This is a genomic window from Streptomyces sp. NBC_00210 (genome assembly GCF_045160975.1).
Taxonomy (GTDB): Bacteria; Actinomycetota; Actinomycetes; order Streptomycetales; family Streptomycetaceae; genus Streptomyces.
Map to the genome: position 1 here is coordinate 3416787 of NZ_CP108120.1, position 21498 is coordinate 3438284.

Annotated in this window: 14 protein-coding genes; 9 read left to right on the forward strand and 5 right to left on the reverse strand. The window is 67.0% G+C overall.

Going from position 1 to position 21498, the window contains the following annotated elements; translation table 11 throughout:
* Nucleotides 1-175: 175 nt before the first annotated feature.
* On the forward strand, nt 176-1030 hold the full coding sequence (locus tag OG729_RS15405) for a helix-turn-helix domain-containing protein (protein ID WP_405806575.1): 855 nt from the start codon (nt 176-178) through the stop codon (nt 1028-1030).
* Nucleotides 1011-1310: a DUF397 domain-containing protein gene (locus OG729_RS15410; protein ID WP_405806576.1), complete on the forward strand. Its 300-nt coding sequence runs from the start codon at nt 1011-1013 to the stop codon at nt 1308-1310. Before OG729_RS15405 ends, OG729_RS15410 begins: the two co-directional genes overlap by 20 nt.
* Nucleotides 1311-1668: 358 nt before the next feature.
* On the opposite strand, the gene OG729_RS15415 is transcribed toward OG729_RS15410, so the two are convergent.
* The gene (locus OG729_RS15415; RefSeq protein WP_405806577.1) at nt 1669-2136 is read right to left on the reverse strand and encodes a hypothetical protein; all 468 of its coding nucleotides are present in this window, start codon (nt 2134-2136) and stop codon (nt 1669-1671) included.
* A 178-nt stretch (nt 2137-2314) separates the two neighbouring features.
* Nucleotides 2315-10987: a DNRLRE domain-containing protein gene (locus tag OG729_RS15420; protein WP_405806579.1), complete on the reverse strand. Its 8673-nt coding sequence runs from the start codon at nt 10985-10987 to the stop codon at nt 2315-2317.
* 336 nt (nt 10988-11323) lie between these two features.
* Between OG729_RS15420 and OG729_RS15425 the strand changes: the two genes are divergently transcribed.
* Complete coding sequence (locus OG729_RS15425; RefSeq protein WP_405806580.1) at nt 11324-11839, forward strand: hypothetical protein; 516 nt, start codon at nt 11324-11326, stop codon at nt 11837-11839.
* A gap of 127 nt (nt 11840-11966) precedes the next feature.
* On the opposite strand, the gene OG729_RS15430 is transcribed toward OG729_RS15425, so the two are convergent.
* Complete coding sequence (locus OG729_RS15430; protein ID WP_360871667.1) at nt 11967-12551, reverse strand: hypothetical protein; 585 nt, start codon at nt 12549-12551, stop codon at nt 11967-11969.
* A gap of 406 nt (nt 12552-12957) precedes the next feature.
* Complete coding sequence (locus tag OG729_RS15435) at nt 12958-14499, reverse strand: beta-N-acetylhexosaminidase (RefSeq protein ID WP_405811148.1); 1542 nt, start codon at nt 14497-14499, stop codon at nt 12958-12960.
* A 359-nt stretch (nt 14500-14858) separates the two neighbouring features.
* On the opposite strand from OG729_RS15435, the gene OG729_RS15440 reads away from it, so the two are divergent.
* From OG729_RS15440 to OG729_RS15465, 6 genes are all read left to right on the forward strand, one after another.
* On the forward strand, nt 14859-15443 hold the full coding sequence (locus OG729_RS15440; protein WP_405806582.1) for a 2-oxo-4-hydroxy-4-carboxy-5-ureidoimidazoline decarboxylase: 585 nt from the start codon (nt 14859-14861) through the stop codon (nt 15441-15443).
* Nucleotides 15444-15611: 168 nt separating this feature from the next.
* A complete protein-coding gene (gene sdhC, locus OG729_RS15445; RefSeq protein WP_360871672.1) occupies nt 15612-15992 on the forward strand; it encodes a succinate dehydrogenase, cytochrome b556 subunit in 381 nt (126 codons plus the stop codon).
* A gap of 8 nt (nt 15993-16000) precedes the next feature.
* Nucleotides 16001-16489, forward strand: a complete 489-nt coding sequence (locus tag OG729_RS15450) for a succinate dehydrogenase hydrophobic membrane anchor subunit (RefSeq protein WP_360871674.1) — start codon at nt 16001-16003, stop codon at nt 16487-16489.
* An 18-nt stretch (nt 16490-16507) separates the two neighbouring features.
* The gene (gene sdhA / locus OG729_RS15455; protein ID WP_405806585.1) at nt 16508-18262 is read left to right on the forward strand and encodes a succinate dehydrogenase flavoprotein subunit; all 1755 of its coding nucleotides are present in this window, start codon (nt 16508-16510) and stop codon (nt 18260-18262) included.
* Nucleotides 18262-19020 (forward strand): succinate dehydrogenase iron-sulfur subunit, encoded by a 759-nt coding sequence (locus tag OG729_RS15460; RefSeq protein WP_307661555.1) that lies wholly within the window; start codon nt 18262-18264, stop codon nt 19018-19020. Before sdhA ends, OG729_RS15460 begins: the two co-directional genes overlap by 1 nt.
* 85 nt (nt 19021-19105) lie before the next feature.
* Nucleotides 19106-19654: a hypothetical protein gene (locus OG729_RS15465; protein WP_405806587.1), complete on the forward strand. Its 549-nt coding sequence runs from the start codon at nt 19106-19108 to the stop codon at nt 19652-19654.
* A gap of 13 nt (nt 19655-19667) precedes the next feature.
* On the opposite strand, the gene OG729_RS15470 is transcribed toward OG729_RS15465, so the two are convergent.
* Nucleotides 19668-21485 carry a DUF4132 domain-containing protein gene (locus OG729_RS15470; RefSeq protein WP_405806588.1) on the reverse strand — a complete coding sequence of 606 codons (1818 nt, stop codon included), beginning with the start codon at nt 21483-21485 and terminating at the stop codon, nt 19668-19670.
* Between the last annotated feature and the right edge of the window lie 13 nt (nt 21486-21498).

Sequence of the window (21498 nt, forward strand, 5' to 3'; positions counted from 1 at the left end):
GCTCTGTGACGAACTGCTCACACCCTGACGCGGCGCGACGTACCGTGAAAGAGGTTCGGCCTCCCGGCCCTGAACTGCACGTATACGACGTGGATTTGGTACGGGCACGGGAATCGCCGGGACTCGGGCGGACACACCGGGAAACGGGCGGTAGCGGCACCAAGGGCGGTGAGCGATGGGGCAGCGCAAGGACATCGACGGCTCGGCGAGCGTCCCCACCTTCTACGGCAAGGAGTTGCGCTGGAAACGGGAGGAGGCCGGGCTCACCCTCCAGCAGCTGGTCGAGGGCAGTTTCTACGGCCCCAGCCACCTCAGCGAGATCGAACGCGGCGAGCGCCGGATGCCGGCGGAACTGGCCGAGCATGTGGACAAGGCGCTGGGGACGGACGGCTTCTTCAAGCGCCGCTGCGAGGACGTACGGAAGGCGAAGAGACGAGGCCACGCCAGCTACTTCGAGCGCGTGCTGGAGGCGGAGAGGCACGCGGAGACCATCGAGGAGTGGTGTCCGACCCTGATTCCGGGCCTGTTGCAGACGGACGCGTACGCGCGGGCGGTCGTACGGTCGGCGCACCCGCTGGCACCGGACGACGAAGTCGAGGAGAAGGTCGGCGCCCGAATGGCGCGGGCCCGCCTCTTCGAGGACGACCACAAAACCCCGGAGTACTGGGCGATCCTGCCCGAGTCGCTGCTGCGTCAGCCGATCCTTCCGCAGGCGGAGACGGCCGAACAGCTGGAGCGCATCGCGGCGCTGGCGCGGAGGCGCCGGATCCTTCCACAGATCCTTCCGTGGAACCGCGGACCTCATCCCCTCATGCTCGGCACGGCCAAGATCATGACCTTCCCGGATGCCCCGCCCCTGGTCTACACGGAGGCGCAGTACAGCGGTGACACCATCGACGATCCGGCCCTCGTGAAGCAGTACCGCAAGGCATACGATCGGCTCAGGGCCGCCGCACTGCCGCCGGAGGCGTCCCTCGCCCTGATCGAGCAAGCGGCTGAGGATGACCGAAATGGCAAGCAACGGGATTGACTTGAGCACCGCCGTCTGGCGCAAGAGCACCTACAGCAACGGCGACGGCGGCGACTGCGTCGAGGTCGCCGAGGCCTTCCCCGGCGCGGCCGCCTGGCGCAAGAGCAGCTACAGCAATGGCACCGGCGGGGACTGCGTCGAGGTCTGCGACGCCCACACCGGCATCGTCCCCATCCGCGACTCCAAGCTCCCCCACGGCCCGGTCCTCACCCTCACCGCCCCTGCCTGGACATCCTTCGTCACATCCCTCAAGGACGCCCCGGCCGCGCAGGCATCGTAGGACCTGCCCCGAACCGAAAATGGACGGCCCGCCAATTGGACCTGGCGGGCCGTCGCATCGAAGTCCGGTTCAGTCAATGCCCGGCGGCTCAGAAGGTCCGGTAATAGGGCGTCTCGATCGTCGCCGCGACACTGAATGCGGAGAACTCGGCTTCCGCTTGTAATCCTCGGGGAGTGACGCACCAGGCGCTTCTTCAATCCCATCCCAGGGGAGATCCAAATTCAGGGGTTCCCAGCCCGTGACCGCAGCAATTCGCTCGACTCACACAGTTTTCGCATTCCGATCTGGGATTCAGACCAGGGACATCCCGAATCGCATGGAGTAGGACCTCAAGTACCCCGGGGACTGACGACGCGTGTCATCCAGCAGCTGGAGTAAAGAAAGGCTGCGGAATTGTGCGCGACACACCGAAGGGCCGAAAGTCGGGATCCGTCAGGACTCGAAAAACGAACTCCGGAACCGAGATGTCGAAGCGGCGCCAATTTGTGGAATCTGCGACTCGGGCCAGAATCGGCCAATCGCCCGTGGTCCCGGGTTCCACCAGCCAGTAGAATTCGTCGGCCGACCGACTCGAACCCCAGGGAATGAGCCCGACCTTCCCCGGCTCGTAGATTCGGTAGGGATCGAAGATCGGGTCGACATCGTCCTCACCGACGCCGAACTCGAGAGCGTCATTCAAGAATCCCCGCCATCGGATGAGCAGGTCGAATACCTTACTGTCGTCGACGGCCAGCACGTGAAGGAAGTCCGAGAACTCTCCGCACCCGAAGACTTCACACATCTGCTTATAGTCGCCCGGGAGTTGCACCCCCAATTCGCGCTCCACGGACCCCCACTCAATCGGAACATTTCGAGGTTCCCACGCTGTCGCATCCAGAAGTCGCTTCATCCACACAGTAACCTCCAACAAGAAGCAGAAAATTAAGAAGGCACGGGCGGGCATCCTAACAGGGTGCCCGCCCGTCACTCAAGCCACCATGGGCTATTTCATGGAACTATTGCACCTATGGAGCGGGGGGAAGTCCATCGGGTGTATTCCAGATCGTGGCCGACCCGGATTGACCCGTGGTAATGCTCTTCCAGCTGATGTCCAGAGTGTCAGGCGCACCATTGTCACCGGTGTATCGCGGCATCACCTGGTAGTACATGGTTTCACCCGCCGCGATACGCTTCGCGATCTGGTTCTCTACCCGCCTCATCTGTGACATGTTCGGCTTCCCGTACAGCGGCACCAGGTTTCGCCTGTCCTCGCCCGAGCCGCCAAGCGCGTTGGCGAGCAGATGCCCCCGGTGATATCCAGGCCCCATTCCCGGCGGTGTCCAAAGCGGATTTCCGTCCGGGGGACGCGGGACGGGGGTACCGAGAATGGCCGAATCAGCATTGCCTTTCATCTCGCCCGTGTCTCCGTCCACCCAGCCGAATCCACCGGCGCTGAGGCAGGCGCGGACGCCCGTCGCACGCCCCTTTTCGTCCAGCGGACTGTAGTAGACGGCACTCTTGCCCTCACCACAGTTGTCCTGATTTACCGGGAAGTCATGTCCCCAGTAGTACTCGTTCGCGGCCTCCGGCTCGACCAGCAGGCCCACGTCGTAGTCGGGCTTCTCCCGGTCGTAGGGAACCTTGTCCGGGGTCTGTGTGTCGTTCCACCCGATCCCGTTGAGGAATACCTCGAACGCGGTGAGCACACCGCTGGGGGCTCGCGCCACCGTCTTCGTGCCCAATCCGACAGCGGACTTGAACGTGTCCCACCAGTCGTGCCCATCGAGCTCGACGCCGCTGATGGGGTTGCCCCCGGTGAAGGCGTAGCGGTTGCTCGTGTACGGGTCGTTGCCGAGGTTCATGTCGGCGAGGGCGCCGTTGTACATGTCCCGAGTGGTGAAGCGGTTGAGCCCCGGGTTGTAGTCGCGGAAGCCCATGTCGTACGTGCCGGACTGGGCGTCCCACCGCTTGGCGTTGAAGCGGTAGGGGTTGTACGCCTCCTTGGTCGGGTCGCCGGCGTCGGGCTTGTCGATACCGGTGAACTCGGACTTGTCGTCCGAGCCATAGGCCGTGTAACCGTAGGTCGACTTGGTGTCGCCGTTGCCGTCGGTCAGCGTCTCGACGTCGGTGTGGCTGTTGTAACCGTAGTAGCCGTCCTCCGCCGTCCCGTCGGTGTTGTGCTTGACCTGGGACAGGCGCTCGCCCCACGGGCTGTACTGGTACGACTTGGTCAGCGCACCGGCGACCTCCTCGTTCAGAACCTCGCTCGACAGGCCGAGGTACGTGAAGTCGGTGGTCTTTCCGTCCGCCGTCTTCGACGCCGTGCGGTCCAGCGGGTCGAAGGTGTACTTCGTGGTCTTCAGCACACCACCGTCGTCCGTCTTACTGGACTCGATGACGTGGTCGAAGCCGTCGTACACGCTCCGCTCGACGACTGTGCCGCCGCTGGTGACGGACTCCTGCCGACCGAACGGGTCGTAGTTGTAGGAGGCGGAGACCCCCGACGTGGTGGCCGTCAGCAGTCGGTTGCGGTCGTAGGTGTAACTGGTGCTCGTCCCCTTGACCGACTGGGTGATGACGTTGGCGTTGTTGTCGTGGGTGTACGTCTCGGTGCCCGCGCCGTTGCCCGTCTTGACCGACTTGGCGAGCCGGTCGACCGGGTCGTAGGTGTAGTCGGCGGTGGAGTCGAGGTACGCCGCGTGGTTGTCGGCGTTCATCTTCTTCGCCACGTCCTGCGCCTTGTTGCCGTTGGCGTCGTAGGCGTAGGTGTGCGAGGAGACGAGGGTCCCGTTCGGCTTCTTCTCCGTCGAGGACTTCAGCGCACCGTCGAGGTAGTAGCCGTAGTCGACGGTGTTGTTGTTGGCCTTGGTCTCCTTCAGCTTCTGACCGCGGTCGGTGTAGGTGTACGACGAGACCTTCGGCGAGGTATCGGCAGCCGTCTTGCCGACGGAGACCGTCTTGACCAGGTCACGCAGGTCGTAGGTGTACTTGGAGAACTGGTCGGGGTGGGTTGTCGTATCCGGCTTGCCGTTGGCGTCGTAGGTGTAGGAGGTGGACTTCTTCTCCTGGCCGGCCAGCGTCTCGGTGACCTTCTGGACCTGGTCGAGGCCTGTGTACATGACGGTGTACGCGTCGACCTTTGCACCGGAAGAGGTGTCGTCGACCGACGTCATGTTGCCGTTGACGTCGTAGGCGTAGGCGAAGGTGTGCTTCTCGGTGTCGGTGTCGCCGGAGTTGTCCCGGACGAGCTTTACTCCGTCGGCGACGACCGCGCCCCCGCTGTTCTGGAACAGCTGGAGCTTGGCCGCGTTGCCCTGGGTGAAGGCATACGAGCCGAGCGATATCCAGGTCCCGGTGGCGACGTTCTGATCCTTCGTCACGTCCGCCGTGGTGCCGTCGGACTTGGTCACCGTGTACTTCGCGGTCGTCGCCGCCCCGGTGACCCTCGGGAACTTGACGTAGGCCGTGTAGGTCCCGTCCTTGGGGATGTTCAGCGTCCAGGTGAACGCGTCCGTCCCGGTTCCCGCGGTGTGGACCTGGTGGTCATAGCCCTGCTGGCCGGTGATGTCGCCCTTCGACCAGGTGCCGGTCGCGGACGTGTGCTGCGTGTCGGAGTTGTCCACCAGCGCCACCGCGCTGCCCACCGGCACCCCGTCGTCCGACTTGGACTTGAGCTTGCCGTCCGGGAAGTACGACCACGTCATGGTGCGGTTCGAGGAACCCCCGGCCGACGTGATCGTGCGCGAGGTCTGCTTGCCCAGCTCGTTGTAGTCGTATGTGGTTGCGATGTCCCACGGGTCCGTCGAGGACTTCACCCAGCCGTTGTCGAAGTAGCTGTTGGTGGTGTCGTTGCGGACCGTCTGGCCCTCCGACGGCGGCATCGATGTCTTGGAGACCCGACCCACCGCGTCGTAGAACGTCTGGGTGTAGACGTTCGGGTCGTTGTAGCGGGCATCTGCCGGGTCGTACGGCTGGAACTTCTTGACCGGGCGGTTCAGCACGTCGTACTCGGTACGGGTGGTGAAGTCGTCCGCTGTCGCCGTTGCCGTGCCCCGCGGCGTGATCACCTTGGTGGTGTTGCCGACCTGGTCGTACTCGTACTTCGTCGTGCGGTACGTGATCGAGGTGGTGCCGTCGTGCGGAGCCTTGACCTCGGTCTGCTTGCCCCGCTCGTCGTACGTGACGGTCGTGGTGTTGCTCTCCGCGTCCGTCGTCGAGATGACCAGCGAGTCCTTGTCATAGGCCCGCTGGGTGGTCTTCCCGGCTGCGTCCGTGGCCGTGGTGACCCGGTGGTTCAGGTCGTATGCGGTCTTGCTGGTGTAGTCGGTGGCGTCGGCGGTCGCGTTCTTCTTGGGATCGACGACCGTGATGACGTTGCCGGCGTTGTCGTACTCGTAGCTGATCTTGTCACCGGCCGCGTTGACGACCGAGGTGAGCTGGTAGAGCTCGTTGTAGTGGTTGGTGGTGATGTAGTCGGACGGGTCCGTCGTGGTCGCCGTGCCCTTGGGCCGCGTGGTCGTCTTGAGGTTGCCGACCTTGTCGAACGTGTAGGCCGACTTGCGTTCGCCCGATGTGGTGGTGTCCTTCGGGGCGGTCGCCCAGGAGATCTGGTCCGCGGCATCGTAGGCAGCCGTGGAGACCGCGCCGTTGGGTGACGTCGACGTGGTGACGTTGTCGTTGGCGTCGTAGACCGGAGCGGGAGTGGTGATCAGAACGCCCGCGGCCTGGTCCTTTGGCACCGTGTTCACCAGTGGACGTCCGAACGTGTCGTACGCCTGCGTGGTCTTCTTGCCCAGCGCGTCGGTGACCTCGGTGACCTGGCCGCGCGCGTCGTACACGAACTGCGTGGACTTGTTCAGCGCGTCGGTGATGGTCGCCGGGTAGCCCGTCGGGCCGAAGTTGCTGTTGGTCGTCGGGTTGCCGTTGGCGTCGGTCGCCTTGGTCAGCTGACCGTAACCGTCGTACTCGTAGGACGTCGTGTAGTCCCCGGCCGTCGCCGTGGCGACACCCTTCGGGTCGGTGACCGTCTTCAGATTGCCGAAGGAGTCATAGCCGAATTGCCACTTGCGACCCTCGGGAGAAGTCTTGGTGAACAGGTCGGCGCTGAAGCCGTCGAGCCGGGTCTGGTACTCATACTTCTGCGCGTTGGCCGGGTAGGTGCCGGGGGCACAGTCCGAGGACGGAGGAACGCCGGACTTGTTGTTCTCCGCGTCGCGCTGCCAGAGCGGGTAGCCCGTCTTCTGGTCGTAGCAGTACGCGGTCTTGGCGCCGTTGGGCTCCTCGAGATAGGTGACGTTGTTGTCCGCGTCCCACGACATTTTGGTGGTCTGCGACTTGGCGTTGGTCGTCTGGACCGGGCGGCCGAAGTCGTCCGTGACGAATGCCGCTGCGTGCTGCTCGGCGTCGGTGACCCTCGTGTCGGTGAACTTCGTGTTGCCCGCGTTCACGGCATAGCCGAAGTCCGTGGTGCCCTGCAGACGGTCGGTGATCGTCTTCGTCCACCAGTGGTACTTCGGGTCGTCACCGGCCTGGGGCGCGTAGTACGCCATGTTCGTCGCGTTGCCGCGCGGGTCCGTGATCTTGACCAGCTTGACGTTCTTGTTCCCCTGCGTGGCGTCGTAGGTGAACTTGAAGTCCTTGGGCTGGCTTGAGCCGGCACCGTCGGTGAACTGGCCGAGCAGGCCCTTGTCGGTGTAGTAGAAGGAGACCTTGCGGCCCGAGATGTCCGTCATGGACTTCACGTGGTCGTAGATCTTGGAGTTGGTCAGGTTCGAGCCGGTGACCTTCGCGCCCGAGTCGTTGATGTACTCGTAGGACGCGTCACCCTTCTTGTAGTAGTCGACGGTGAGCGTCTGACGGCCGGCCGGGTCCGTGATGTAGGTCAGGAACTTGGTCGGCTTGTTGTTGGACTTGCGCTCCTCGTACGTGAACGTCTGCGTGTTGCCGTTCTTGTCAATCGCGGACGTCATGTAGCCGTCGCAGCCGAACAGGAACCGCGTGCCGTCCGGACGGGTCAGCGTCCAGGCGTCCGGAACCGGATCCTTGGAGGGCTTGCAGTCCAGGCCCGACTTCATCGTGACCTTGTAGTGGACACCCGCCGGGGCCTTCCACGAGCCGTCGGGCTGCTTGCTGAAGATGTGCGTGGTGCCGTCACCGTCCGGGAGACGGATCTCCGTCGGGTTCGGGTTGGGGTGGAAGTCCAGCGGCGCACCGAGCCGGATCGGCCCGGCGGCCTGGAACGACCAGCCGTGGCCGGCCACCGTGTCCGATGTGTCCAGCGAGTTGTACGCGAACCGCGCGAACGTGTTCAGACCCCTGCCCGGGTTCGTGAACGCGTTGTAGGACCAGACGCTGTTACCGGCCGCCAGGTTGTTCATGACCGTAGAGCCGGCGCCGGTGTTCTTCCCCGTGTAGGAGTAGAACTTCTCCAGGCCCAGGCTGTTGGAGGTCGGGTCCTCCACCGCCACGTTCTGCTTCAGCGACGGAATAGCGCCCGTCCCGGCCGACAGCCAGCTGCCGTCGGAGATCTTGCGGACGTCCCAGCCCAGTACGTACTCGGTGCGCTTGGAGCCGTTGTCCGAGTTGATGGGCGTCTTGACCTGCGCCTGGATCGTGGCCGACTTGCCCGGCAGCAGTGCCGGGATCGCCGTCGACAGCTGGTTGCCGCCGTTGGTCATGTCCGTGCCGTCGGGCAGCTTCCAGGTGTACGACAGCTGCCGCTCACCGGCCGCCCACGCGGTCGCGGTGGTGTTGGTGACCGTGAAGTCCACCGTGTACGTGGAGTTCGGCGTCATCCGCGCCGGCGTCTGCGGCGCGTAGTACGTGTCCTCGGTCGTCGAGTCCACGTAGATGACCTGCATGTACGGCCGCAGCTGCGGGTCCGAGGCCTCCGACGACAGGAACAGCGTGCGTTCCTGCGGGCCGGTGGTCGTCTCGTCCTTCAGCTTGACGGCCACGCCCTTGTTGCCCGTGGGCGTCTTGACCCAGGACTGCATCAGGCCGGTGGCGTCCCACCAGTGCCGCCCGACCTCGTCCGTGATCTGCGGGACGGTGTCCGAGACGGTGGCGGACATGTCGCCGCCCGGCGTGGTCCACGCGGTCGTCGCCGTCGCGTTGTTCCAGGTCGCCGTCGTGTCGGTGAAGTCCCGGGTCAGCGCGTGGAGTTCGTAGATCGCACCGTTGGTGGTGCTGGTGGTCTCCGCGCCCCACATGTACAGCTTGTTCTCCAGCACCGTCGCGGTGGCGGGGATGCCGGTGGTGGGGAACTTCAGCACGGCGCGCGTCTTGCCGTATGTGGTGGAGTTGTTGCCGACGCTCAGCCAGGTCTGGCCCACGCCGAAGGACTGGATCGCGTTCTGGTTGGTGGTCGGCTGCTGCGAGGACAGGGTCGTGTCCGTCTGACCGGACTGGATGATCTTCATCGTCCGGCCGGCCTTCGGGATGCCCACCACCCGGGTCGGCGACCCGAGCAGCTCACCGCCCTTGGTCTTGACCGCCAGCTGGTAGAAGTACGACTTCCCGATCTCACTGGAGCTGGAGTCCGGGGTCGGCACCGCGGTGGTGTCCGTGTACGCGGTCGTGGTCGAGGGGATCGGCGCGACCAGCGTTGCCGCGGACGGCGTGAAGACCTGCTGCGTGGAACGGTGCAGCTGGTACTCGACGATGTCGTCGTTCGCCGCGCCGCCTGTGTTGACGTACGCCGGCCAGGACAGCTCCGGGCCCGTGCCGTGCACCACGGTCGGGGAGTTCAGCGCCGTGCCGACCTTCCCGTAGGTGACGGTCAGCCGCGGAATGGTCGAGGTCTCGCCGCCGTAGGTGTTGCCGTCGCCCGCCTCGTAGCGCGGGCCGCCGGTCGGCGCGGTGCCCGACTCGTCGGTGGCCTTCAGTACGAACCCGTAGTTCGGGGCGGTACCGGACACCCACTTCTGGACGGTGTCGGCGACCGGGAAGTCGTGCCACACGTTGTACTTGCCGACCGGCTTCACGATCTGGGCCGGGTTCACCAGCCGGACCGAGTCCGCCAGGGTGCGCGTGGTCGAACTGCCGGTGTCACCCAGCACGATCTTGCCCGCGTTGCCCTTGGCGAAGCTGTACTCGGCGGCGTCCAGGGTCTTCCAGACCCCGCCCGTCCCGGTCTGGTTGACCGTGTAGTTCTTCGTGCCGCCGTTGTACGTGACGGTGTACGGGGCGGCCGTGGCCGCGTCGGAGGCCGCCGGGTAGTGCACATCCACCCGGTAGGAGTCGGTCTCCGGGACCTGCGGCTGCCAGGTGTACTTCTCACCCGTCAGCGCGTTCTTGTTGTAGGCGAAGTCGTCATTGGTCGCGGCCCCACCGGTGGTGGTGCCTCCCGGCCACTCGCCGACCGCCGCCGTACCGGTGTCCCCGTCGTCCTGCTGGACGGTGGTGCCGGACAGCTCACCCACCAGCGCACTGGTGTTGGACCAGTTCGCACCCGCCTCGGTCCACGAACCCGTCGCCCGGTGCGCCTCGATGGTCACCGCGTTGGCGTTGGTGGTGTGCGACTGGTCGTAGTACATCGACAGCCGCGCCGCATCGACCTTCACACCCGCCGGGATCTCCGTCAGCGGGAACTGAATCAGCGAGCGGGCGATGCCCGTGTCCGTCTTGCCTGCTGAGAGCTTCCACGTGGTGTTGAAGTTCACCGACGGCTGGTCGGACAGGACCATCGTGTCCTGCGAGTCCGTCGGCGACGGCGCGATGGTGATCGTCGGGTCGATCACCACCGGGTACTGACGCTCCTTCGCCGCCAGCCACTTGGCGTCCGGCGTGAGTGTCAGCTTCCAGTTCTTGCCGTCGCGGGCGAGCTTCTGGCTGACCTTGGTGGAGTACGTACCACCGGTCGGCGACAGCGCGTCCTTCTTGGCGTCCGTCATGTACGGCGCCGGAATGACCATCACCGGAGTGTTCGGGAGCTCACCGAACAGCGCGACCGAACCGTCCTTGCGGGCCTTCGGCGTCAGGCCGTCGGTGTTCAGTGTGAAGGTGTACGACACCGGGCCGGCCGGAGCCGCGTCCAGGACGATGTTCTCCTTGACCTGCCCCCGGCCCACCACGTACTGCAGGTCCGCGCCGGAAACAGCGTCCTTGTACGTGACGGTCTCGCCCTTGGCCTGCGGCTTCAGCGACTTGCCGGCACCCTTCAGGCCCATCGTGACCGAGCGGCCGTTCGGCGCCCCGAAACGCAGCAGCTTCCCGGCGTCGGAGCCGAACCAGCTCTGGCCGGTGTTCGCCGTGTTGGCGAAGTCGAAGCCCTTCGCCGTCGTCGGCCTCAGCGCCGTGTCGATCGGCTTCCAGGACTTCCCGGACTTGTAGGAGACCGGCACGGCCGCCAGCTCCGCCTCGACCCGGCCGTCCGACAGCTGCCAGAACCGCGCCTGCGGGGTACGGCGGTTCGTCAGCTCCTTGACCCGCTTCGCCTTCGGAAGCTTCTTGCCCTTCGGCAGCTTCTCGCGGCTGGGTATCTCCAGCTTCCCGCCGACCGGCGGCTTGTCAGCCTCCTCGTCGTCGTCCGAGAACCAGCCCTTGACGGTGTCGACGATCCCCTTGCCGTCGTCATTCGACGACGATGCCGGGGCCGCATAGGCGACCTGCGGCAGCAGCGTTCCCGCTACCGCAGAGACCACCAGACAGGAGATATATCTCCTGTACGGAACTTTCACCTCTATGCCCTTTCGCATCGGCGGCCAATTCGCCGCATGCGAAATGGGCACGCCGAATGAGCCGACCCGGAGGTTTCCGGCCGGCGTGACTCATTGCTCCACGACCGCGAACTGGCAGTTCACGGCTGTGGCGGCGTGATTTCTAATCACTTGAGTGATGCCCCGTCAACCCCGAGGACATTAGGGACAGTTGACCCCCGAAAAGAGCGCTGATTCGCCCGTTTCTTCCGCTCGCTCGCGCCCGGCGGGTCGCGTCGTGTATAAACGCCCGGTTCCGCACAGAGTCAATTCGCCGAAAGTCGGTCCCTTATGCCATCCACGGAATCCGCCGAGTCCACTGAGTCCCTTGAGTCCGTGGAGTCCATAGAGTCCATAGAGTCCGCTGAAACGACCGAAGCCTCGGATCTGATCGACGTCGCGGAGCCGGAGAACGCCGAGAAGGGCGGTGCCGACGCCCGCCCGGACCGGCGTGGCCTGGTCATCGCGGCAGTCGTGCTGCTCGCCTGCGGCGGACTCGTCGGCTACGGCTTCCTCAACACTCCCGAGAAGCCGAAGCCCCGCGCCGTCCCGACCGCCGAGGTGACCTATGAGGTGACCGGAAGCGGCACAGCCGAGCTCTCGTACCTCGCGCGCAGCGAGTCCGGCGAGGCAACCGTGGAGAAGGGCGTCACGCTGCCCTGGAAGAAGACCGTCCAGGTACCGCTCGGCAAGGCACCGACCGTCGCACTCGTCCTCGACGGGAAGGGCGGCCAGGCCAGTTGCACGCTCGCCATCCGCGGCAAGCACGTGCAGCGTGCCACCGCGTCCGGCAACTTCGGGCGAGCGACGTGCACCGGCGAGCTGCCGGCCGGCGAGCACGGCGAGCACTGACGCCCGCTCGTCTCACTCTGTGCGGTGCCCCCGACGGGCACGGACAGGGCGTACGGAACCGGAGCCGGGCGGCGCCCCGCGGCCCCCGGAGGCCCAGGCGTCCGCGGTGGCCCCCAGACCGCGCGCCTCAGCGCTTGACGCGAGCCCGGCGCGAGACGACCGCGCGCAGCACGCGCTGGCCCTCGATCGAGACATCCAGCGCCTGACGCAGCCCGACGCCGCCCTCCGCGTCCGCGAGGATCTCCAGAATCTGGATCTGGCGGCGCAGTTCACCGGCGACGAGCGGCCCCGCGCCGTCCGGCTCGCCCTCGCGGCAGCGCGCGAGCACCTGGACGACATCGGCCGCGGCCGGCTCGTCGGCCCCCGGGCCCGCGTCGAAGCGGTGGTGGAGTTCGAGCGCGGCGACGGAGCAGTCGTCCGCCCACTCCCGCAGCGGGTCCGCCGCCCACTCGGAGGGCGCGGCGCCGAGCATCTGGCGTACGAGCGTGGCGGCTTCGTCGTCGACGGCCTCGCTCTCCATGGTCGCTCTGGCCTCGGCGAGCCGTCCCGACCAGTCCTCCTCGCCCTCCACCAGGCCCGACCACAGCGGACGCAGCGCGTCGGCCTCGGACGCGAGCAGCGGCAGACAACGATCCAGGCAGGCGAGCCCGCTCGCGGCCAGGCCTCGCTCATCCGCCTGTGCGATCAGTTCCCTCAGGCTCTTCGACGCCACCGGACGACTCCCATCACGGACGCAGTACTTCCTCTTACTGCGCCCCGTGGCTCGATTGCGTCACTCCTCCAGGTCGGGAATCCCCAGTTCCTTCCAGCAATCGGAAGCAGAATTCCTCGGCACAAGCCGCGGACCGCATGGCGCAAAATACCCCCTTCGGCGCCCCGGCCGCCACAGTCCTGCCAAGCCGACGCCGAGCATTCACCATACGCAACTCGTACACATATACGGCACAGCCCTGTTACATTCTGCGCCACGGAACTCGGCCTGCAGAGCGCCCTGTTGGGAGCGCCGCGGCCTGAATTCCCGCGGTGTGGGCCCGTACACCCCCGAGCGGGCCCACACCGCGATCCCTTCCGCGAGCCTTTCAGCGACCGCTCACTGCGCCGCTCAGCCGCCCAGCCGCTCAGCCCGCGAGGCCCAGCTGGCGGGCCAGCGCCTCGAAGGACTGCCAGCTGCGCTCCGGAGTCCGCGGGTCCCACAGTTTCTGCGCCGTCGCAGCCAGTGGCATGGCGATGCCGCGCGCCACCTGCTCCTGGGTCTGGGAATCGGCGAGGTCGCACCAGACCGCGAACCGGCCGCCCAGTATCTGGTCCGAGTACGTGCGCGACACCGGCTGGGTGCCACGGATCACGAAGGGCGTCCACTGCTCGTATATCCGGCGGCCCGTCGGATATACGAAGGTCTGCGGCTGTCCGAGCACGTAGTACAGATACTCGTCATTGACGTTGACCAGCCGCCGGCCCTCGCGCAGATACTCCTGCGGCACTCGCGCGCCGATCTCTTTGCCGGTCCAGTACTCGACCTCGAGGTCCTTGGCCGCCCTGACCACACCGCCCCGGAAGAACCCGTCGTTCCATGCCTTGAGCTTGCGTCCCAGGGGGCGCAGCACCGCCGCGCGGTCGTTCACCCAGGCCGTCGCCAGGTCCTGGACCCGCCCCTGCGGTCCGTACTTCTGCCGGGCCAGGGCCGCCAGCTGCGGGAAGGACGCCTCCGGGTTCTTCCGGACCAGCGCCTGGTACTCGTCGCCGCCCAGATGCCAGTACGCGCCGCCGAACAGCTCCGCGTACTCCCGCAGCAGCTCGTCCACGATCCGCGCGGACGCCTCCTGCCCGATGTCGATCGCCCCGGGCACCGTCCTGCCCGTCGCGTCCCTCAGCCGCAGTTGCGGATGCGCGGCGAGCACCGCGCCCAGATGGCCCGGGGAGTCGATCTCGGGGATGACCGTGATGTGCAGGCGCGCGGCGAGCGAAAGGATTCTGCGCACCTCGTCCTTGGTCAGGTGCTCGCGCGAGACCACCTCGGGATGCGAGTCGGACGCGATGCGGAAGCCCTGGTCGTCGGAGAAGTGCAGGCCCAGCTGGTTGAGCTTGAGGTCGGCCATCTCGCGCAGCCGCGCCTCGATCCAGGCCGCGGTGAAGTGCTTGCGCGCGATGTCGACCATCAGCCCGCGCTGCGGCCGGTCGGGACGGTCTCGTACGACACCCTCCGGCATCGCCCCACCCGACTTCACCGCCTGCTTGAGCGTCCGGGTCCCGTAGAAGACCCCGGCCTCGGCGGGACCGGTGATCCGCACCCGGCCGCCGCTCGCGCTCACGGTGTACGACTCGGCCCCGCCCTTCCCCGCGGCATCCAGCGCCAGCTCGACATCGCCCGCCCGGGCGGGCACGGCGCCCCGGTAGCCGAGCTTCAGCTCGCCGGCGAGCAGCCGCCCCTCGTCGGCGAGCGCCTCGCTGCCCCGGGCGACGACGACCCCGCCGCCGGGGCCGGGACGCCAGCCCGGACCGCGGGCGGGTTCGTGCGTACGCACGGAGGGGATGGTGGCGGGCGCCACCGAGAGGGGGTACGTCCTGGACGGTTGGGGAGACGGGCTCACCGCGGCGGGGGTCTTCGCCTCGGCGCCCCTGGCCTTCGCGGGTTCGCCGCTCGAGCAGCTGGTCAGGGTCATTGAGAAGGCCGCGGTCGCGGCCAGGACTGCTCCGGCGAACCGGGCACGCCCTGAGTGCCGTATCACTCGGATACCTCCCAAATGCGTCGGAACTACGGCAAACCACCCCCGTACATCGTCCATCACATGAGTCGAAACTCTCCCGTCCGGGTGAAAATCGCGCATCCATCGGACAGCTCCTCGCGCGCATGGATAGCGTTGCGCCTCAGCGCCCCGGCAGACCCAGCACGCACATGGGCCACCCACGCCCCTTGCCCAGGTTCACGACGACCGCAGTGCCCCGTCCCTTGCGGTACAGCCGTCCCGCTGTCCTTTTCGAGGAGCCCACGCTGTCCAGCGAATCCCACGCCGGCCTCCCGATGCGACCGCCGACACTCCAGCACACTTCACACGCCCTCGCCCCTTCAGCCCTGCCCTCCCCACCGTCCCCGCTGCCCGCCCAGCGCCACGGCACTCCCGGTCTCGACCGCTTCAACACCGCCGCCGCCTCGGCCGCCGAAGCCGCACTCCTCGCCTGCTGCGGCAGCCGCCGCTGGGCCCAGCGCCTGGTCGCCCACCGCCCCTACCCCGATCTCGACGCACTCCTCGCCGCAGCCGACGAGGCCAGCTACGACCTCTCCCCCACCGACCTCGCCGAGGCTCTCTCCGACGAGTCCTCCGCCGGCCCGCACCCGGGCGCTCCCCCGGCCGCGCACACCGCACTGGCCGCCGCCCACGCCGCGTACGAGAGCCGCTTCGGCCACGCCTTCGTGATCAGCCTCGACGGGTTCCGCCCGGAGGAGTATCTCGATCAGGTACTGGCCGGTATCCGCGCCAGGCTCGGCCACGAAAGGGACGAGGAGCGGGCCGTCTCCGCCGAGGAGCTGCGCGGCCTCGCCCGCACCCGACTGGCACATGTAGTGGCCAACCATCCGGAATCAGACGTTGCCGGAGCCTCCCGATAGCCCGTACGAGGCTGTTTGATTGCCTGTTTGATCACACCTAAGGACCCCGGGCGAGCGAACCGACAAGTCGTCGCTACGATGGCCAGGGCCGGTGGACCGTACCCGGCCGGGCCAGACCGACACCCCTAAGCCGGCAGGCCCCAATCCCCGCTCCCGGAGGGTTCTTCCGTGCCGGCTGGAACGCTGTACCGCGGCCGGGAAGGAATGTGGTCCTGGGTGGCTCATCGAGTCACCGGCGTCCTCATCTTCTTCTTCCTGTTCGTACACGTGCTGGACACCGCTCTCGTCCGCGTCTCGCCCGAGGCGTATGACGATGTCGTTGCCACGTACAAGACGCCGATCGTCGCGCTGCTCGAATACGGCCTGGTGGCCGCGATTCTCTTCCACGCGCTCAACGGCCTGCGTGTCATCGCCGTGGACTTCTGGTCCAAGGGCCCGCGCTACCAGAAGCAGATGTTCTGGACCGTGATGGCCATCTGGTTCGTGCTGATGGTGGGCGCCCTGTACCCGGTGCTCGGCCACGCCGTACGTGAACTGTTCGGGAGCTGAGCCAGACCATGTCTTCGAACAACACAGTCGCCGAGACCTCCGCCGTCGGCCCCGTCGAGGGCGCAAGCCTGTATGACGCCGACAACCCGGCCCCGTACATCGAGGCCCCGCGCAAGCGCACCGGGAAGACCCCGAAGGCGACCCGCGGCAACTTCGAGATGGCCGCATGGCTCTTCATGCGCCTGTCCGGCATCGTCCTGGTCGTCCTCGTCATCGGCCACCTGCTGATCCAGCTGGTGCTCGACGGCGGTGTCTCCAAGATCGGCTTTGCCTTTGTGGCCGGCCGCTGGGCCTCCCCGTTCTGGCAGGTCTGGGATCTGCTGATGCTGTGGCTTGCCATGCTGCACGGCGCCAATGGCCTGCGTACCGTCATCAATGACTACGCGGAGCGTGCCAACACGCGCCTGTGGCTCAAGGGCCTGCTGTACACCGCCACGGTGTTCACCATCCTTCTGGGCACGCTGGTGATCTTCACCTTCGACCCGAACATCCGCTAAAGCCGGGGCTGACGACCAATGAAGATCCACAAGTACGACACCGTCATCGTCGGCGCCGGCGGCGCCGGTATGCGCGCGGCCATCGAGTCGACCAAGCGCAGCCGTACCGCCGTGCTGACGAAGCTCTACCCGACCCGCTCCCACACGGGCGCCGCGCAGGGCGGTATGGCCGCCGCGCTCGCCAATGTCGAGGAGGACAACTGGGAGTGGCACACCTTCGACACGGTCAAGGGCGGTGACTACCTGGTCGACCAGGACGCCGCCGAGATCCTGGCGAAGGAGGCCATCGACGCGGTCCTGGACCTCGAGAAGATGGGCCTGCCGTTCAACCGCACCCCGAACGGCACCATCGACCAGCGCCGCTTCGGCGGCCACTCGCGCAACCACGGCGAGGCCCCGGTCCGCCGGTCCTGCTACGCCGCGGACCGCACCGGCCACATGATCCTCCAGACGCTGTACCAGAACTGCGTCAAGGAGGGCGTGGAGTTCTTCAACGAGTTCTACGTCCTGGACCAGCTGATCACCGAGGTCGACGGCGTCAAGAAGTCGGCGGGCGTGGTCGCGTTCGAGCTGGCCACCGGCGAGATCCACATCTTCCAGGCGAAGGCCGTCATCTACGCCTCCGGCGGCACCGGCAAGTTCTTCAAGGTGACCTCCAACGCGCACACGCTCACCGGTGACGGCCAGGCCGCCTGCTACCGGCGCGGTCTGCCGCTGGAGGACATGGAGTTCTTCCAGTTCCACCCGACGGGCATCTGGCGCATGGGCATCCTCCTCACCGAGGGCGCCCGCGGCGAGGGCGGCATCCTTCGCAACAAGGACGGTGAGCGCTTCATGGAGAAGTACGCGCCCGTCATGAAGGACCTCGCCTCGCGTGACGTCGTCTCACGCTCCATCTACACGGAGATCCGCGAGGGCCGCGGCTGCGGTCCCGAGGGCGACCACGTCTACCTGGACCTGACCCACCTGCCGCCGGAGCAGCTGGACGCCAAGCTCCCGGACATCACCGAGTTCGCCCGTACGTACCTCGGCATCGAGCCCTACACGGACCCGATCCCGATCCAGCCGACCGCGCACTACGCCATGGGCGGCATCCCCACGAACGTCCAGGGTGAGGTCCTCAGCGACAACACCACCGTCGTCCCGGGCCTGTACGCCGCCGGTGAGGTCGCCTGCGTCTCGGTGCACGGCGCCAACCGCCTGGGCACCAACTCGCTGCTGGACATCAATGTCTTCGGCAAGCGGGCGGGTATCGCCGCCGCCGAGTACTCCGCGAAGTCCGACTACGTCGAGCTTCCCGAGAACCCGGCCTCGCTGGTCGAGGCGCAGGTCGAGCGACTGCGCAGCTCCACGGGCAAGGAGCGGGTGGCGGACATCCGCCGCGAGCTGCAGGAGACCATGGACGCGAACGTCATGGTGTTCCGCACCGAGCAGACGATCAAGACCGCGGTCGAGAAGATCGGCGAGCTGCGCGACCGCTACAAGAACGTGTCCATCCAGGACAAGGGCAAGCGTTTCAACACGGACCTGCTCGAAGCCATCGAGCTGGGCAACCTGCTCGACCTGGCCGAGGTCATGGCCGTCTCGGCGCTGGCCCGCAAGGAGTCCCGCGGCGGTCACTACCGCGAGGACTTCCCGAACCGCGACGACGTCAACTTCATGCGCCACACCATGGCGTACCGCGAGGTGGGCGACGACGGCGTCGAGTCCATTCGTCTCGACTACAAGCCGGTCGTCCAGACCCGCTACCAGCCGATGGAGCGTAAGTACTGATGGCTACCCCGACCCTGGACAAGGTGGAGGCGGAAGCCGCCGCCTCGCCGTACATCACGGTCACCTTCCGGATCCGCCGCTTCAACCCCGAGGTCTCCGACGAGGCCCAGTGGCAGGACTTCCAGATCGAGATCGACCCGAAGGAGCGTGTGCTCGACGGTCTCCACAAGATCAAGTGGGACGTCGACGGCTCGCTCACCTTCCGGCGCTCCTGCGCGCACGGCATCTGCGGCTCCGACGCGATGCGGATCAACGGCAAGAACAGGCTCGCCTGCAAGACGCTGATCAAGGACATCAACCCGGAGAAGCCGATCACGGTCGAGGCCATCAAGGGCCTGACGGTCCTCAAGGACCTGGTCGTGGACATGGAGCCGTTCTTCCAGGCGTACCGGGACGTGATGCCCTTCCTGATCACGTCCGGCAACGAGCCGACGCGTGAGCGGCTGCAGTCCGCCGAGGACCGCGAGCGCTTCGACGACACCACCAAGTGCATCCTGTGCGCCGCGTGCACGTCCTCGTGCCCGGTGTTCTGGAACGACGGCCAGTACTTCGGCCCGGCGGCGATCGTCAACGCGCACCGCTTCATCTTCGACTCGCGTGACGAGGCCGGGGAGCAGCGCCTGGAGATCCTCAACGACAAGGACGGCGTGTGGCGTTGCCGCACCACGTTCAACTGCACGGACGCCTGCCCGCGTGGCATCGAGGTCACCAAGGCGATCCAGGAAGTGAAGCGCGCGCTGATCACGCGTCGCTTCTGAGGAACCTCCCGGCTCCGCGAAAGCCCGCTTCGGTACGCTGACCCGTACCGAAGCGGGCTTTCAACTTGATGGGGGACAGGGACACATGACCGAGCCGAATCCGTACGCGGCGGACGGAGAGCAGCCCGAGTACAAGTGGGGGCCGACGCAGCCTCCCGGTACACCGGCCTACGGATACCCCAACCCCACCCCTGGGTACGGCTATCCCAACCAGCCCCCGTCGTACGAACAGACGCAGCCCGCAGGTGTGCCCGTCCCCATGGACGGCGCGCCGGCTCCGATGGGCGGCCAGCCGCTCGTCTCCATCGGCGACATCACGGTCATGGGCGACTCGATCGTGACGCCCGCGGGCACGCTGCCGCTGCGGGGCTCGGTCTGGAACGCCACCGACATGTCGCGCACCGAGGAGAAGATCCCGGTGGTGGCCGTCGTGCTCGCGATCATCTTCTTCTTCGCCTGTCTGCTGGGTCTGCTCTTCCTGCTGATGAAGGAGAAGACGACGACCGGCTTCATCCAGGTCACGGTGACGAGCGGCGGGAAGCACCACTCGACGATGATCCCGGCCCAGCGTCCGGAGACGTTCCAGATGGTGATGGGTCAGATCAACTACGCCCGCTCGCTGAGCAGCATGTAGTCACCGGGGTCGATCAGGATGTTCCGTTGCCGACGGAGGCCACGCCCACGAACAGGTCGACGTCGCGCAGGACTTCGGAGAGCACCAGCTCGGGTATCCCGGACAGCGGCAGTGGGGCGACTCGCGTCCCGCGCCGCCATCGGGCGCCCTGGCGGTACGCGCCGCCGCCCGCGTGCGCCAGGTTGCCAGGGGCGTCGATCGGATAGAAGCGCACCTGGTCGGTCGAAATCCTGGTGTACGCACCGGCGTCGGTGAGGTCGTCGTCCTCACTGCCGCCGATGCCCTCGATCCAGAACTCCGCGCGCAGCCCCCAATGCGGCAGCTCCCGCACGGCGGGCGGGTACGAGGCGTCGACGCCGAGCCGGAGCCGGGCGGTCCAGCCGCGTATCGCCGCAAGGGAGTTGAACTGGTGCTGACGCAGGACATGCCCGGCGAAACGGTTGGAGTGGGTACGGGTGCTCCGCTCGGCGTCGGTGAGCGGATAGACCTCGCGATGGCCCTGCTTGAACGGCTGGGCGATCTGCCTGGTCTCCAACCACTGCTGCCAGGCGGTGACTTCGCCGGCGGGCCGCAGGACGGGATGCCAGAGCTCGACGACGGCGGTGGGCGTGGGGTCCACCGGATCGCCGTCGAGTGTGCGCATCTCGGTGCCGTCGAAGGCGACTGATGTGCCCGCGACCGTCCAGATCAGCCGGCGGGCGAGGGTGCCGACCAGCGGATGGTCGAGAAAGCGTGCGCGCCAGTCCAGGTACGCCCAGCTGCGGCGGCCCAGGAACTGCCGGTCCAGCCGCTCGGACTGGGCGCTGAGCATCTTGTCGATGTCCTTGGCCGCGGCCTTGAGTTCCCTCAGCTCGTCGGGGAAGTCGCGCTTCACCGCCGCGGGTACCGTCTTGACCGTCTTGCCCGCCGCATTGCGCCAGGACAGCACGGCCTTGCTGCCCCGCACCTCCAACAGGGCGGTGACGTCGCCCAGTCGGTGCTCGCCGTGCCCGACCCCGCTCAGCCCGTACGCCGGGATGCCGAGCTCCTCGACCTCCTCACGGCTCAGCCCTCGCGCCTGTGCACGGGCGTCGAGTGCCGCGACCACCTGCTTGAGGGTGCCCTTGTAGGTGACGCGGGTGGACAGCCGCGCCAGCTCGGCGAGGGCCGCTTCACCTTCCGCGCGGGCGAGCCCGGTCACGCCCGCGTTGGCGACCTTCGGATTGCGCGGGCCACTGCCACCGACCTTGCTCAGGGAGCTCTCGACCAGCGCCCCGAGGGCGCGGGCGGTGTCCTGCCCGGCCGGCAGCAGGGCCGTCAGCCAGGCGACTCCACGCAGGGCGTCGGCGTTGAACGGGTCGTCCATGCTGTTGTAGTCGACCCAGCCCGGATTGATGTGCAGCTGTATCGTCCGTGCCTGCCCCACGAGTTGGAGCCAGTCCAGCACGGCGACCCGTACGGCCGTGGTCCCGATCTCGTCGACCAGGGCGCGGGCGGCTTTCTCCCAGGTGCCGGTCGGCTTGGCGGAGGTGGCCTTCCGCAGATGCTTCAGCAGCCGTCGCCCGGCGTCCCCGAACCGGGCGGCGTCCGCGAGGGCCCGGTCCGCCCACGCCTCCCCGGGGTTGAGGACGGGGTCCTCGACCCGGTCCAGTACGCGGGAGAGCTCGGGCTCGGCCTCGTAACTGTTCAGCCTGGAACGGCGCAGCACGGCGACAAAGGCCCCGGGCAGACTGCGCCCGGCGTCCAGCTCGCCCTCGGCCAGGGTGATCAGCTCGTGGTGGGCGTGGAAGGAGTACGCCGTGGCGAGCTCCTCGATGCGCTCCAGGCGCGCCTGCTCCGTGCGACTTCCCATGCCGAGAACAGTA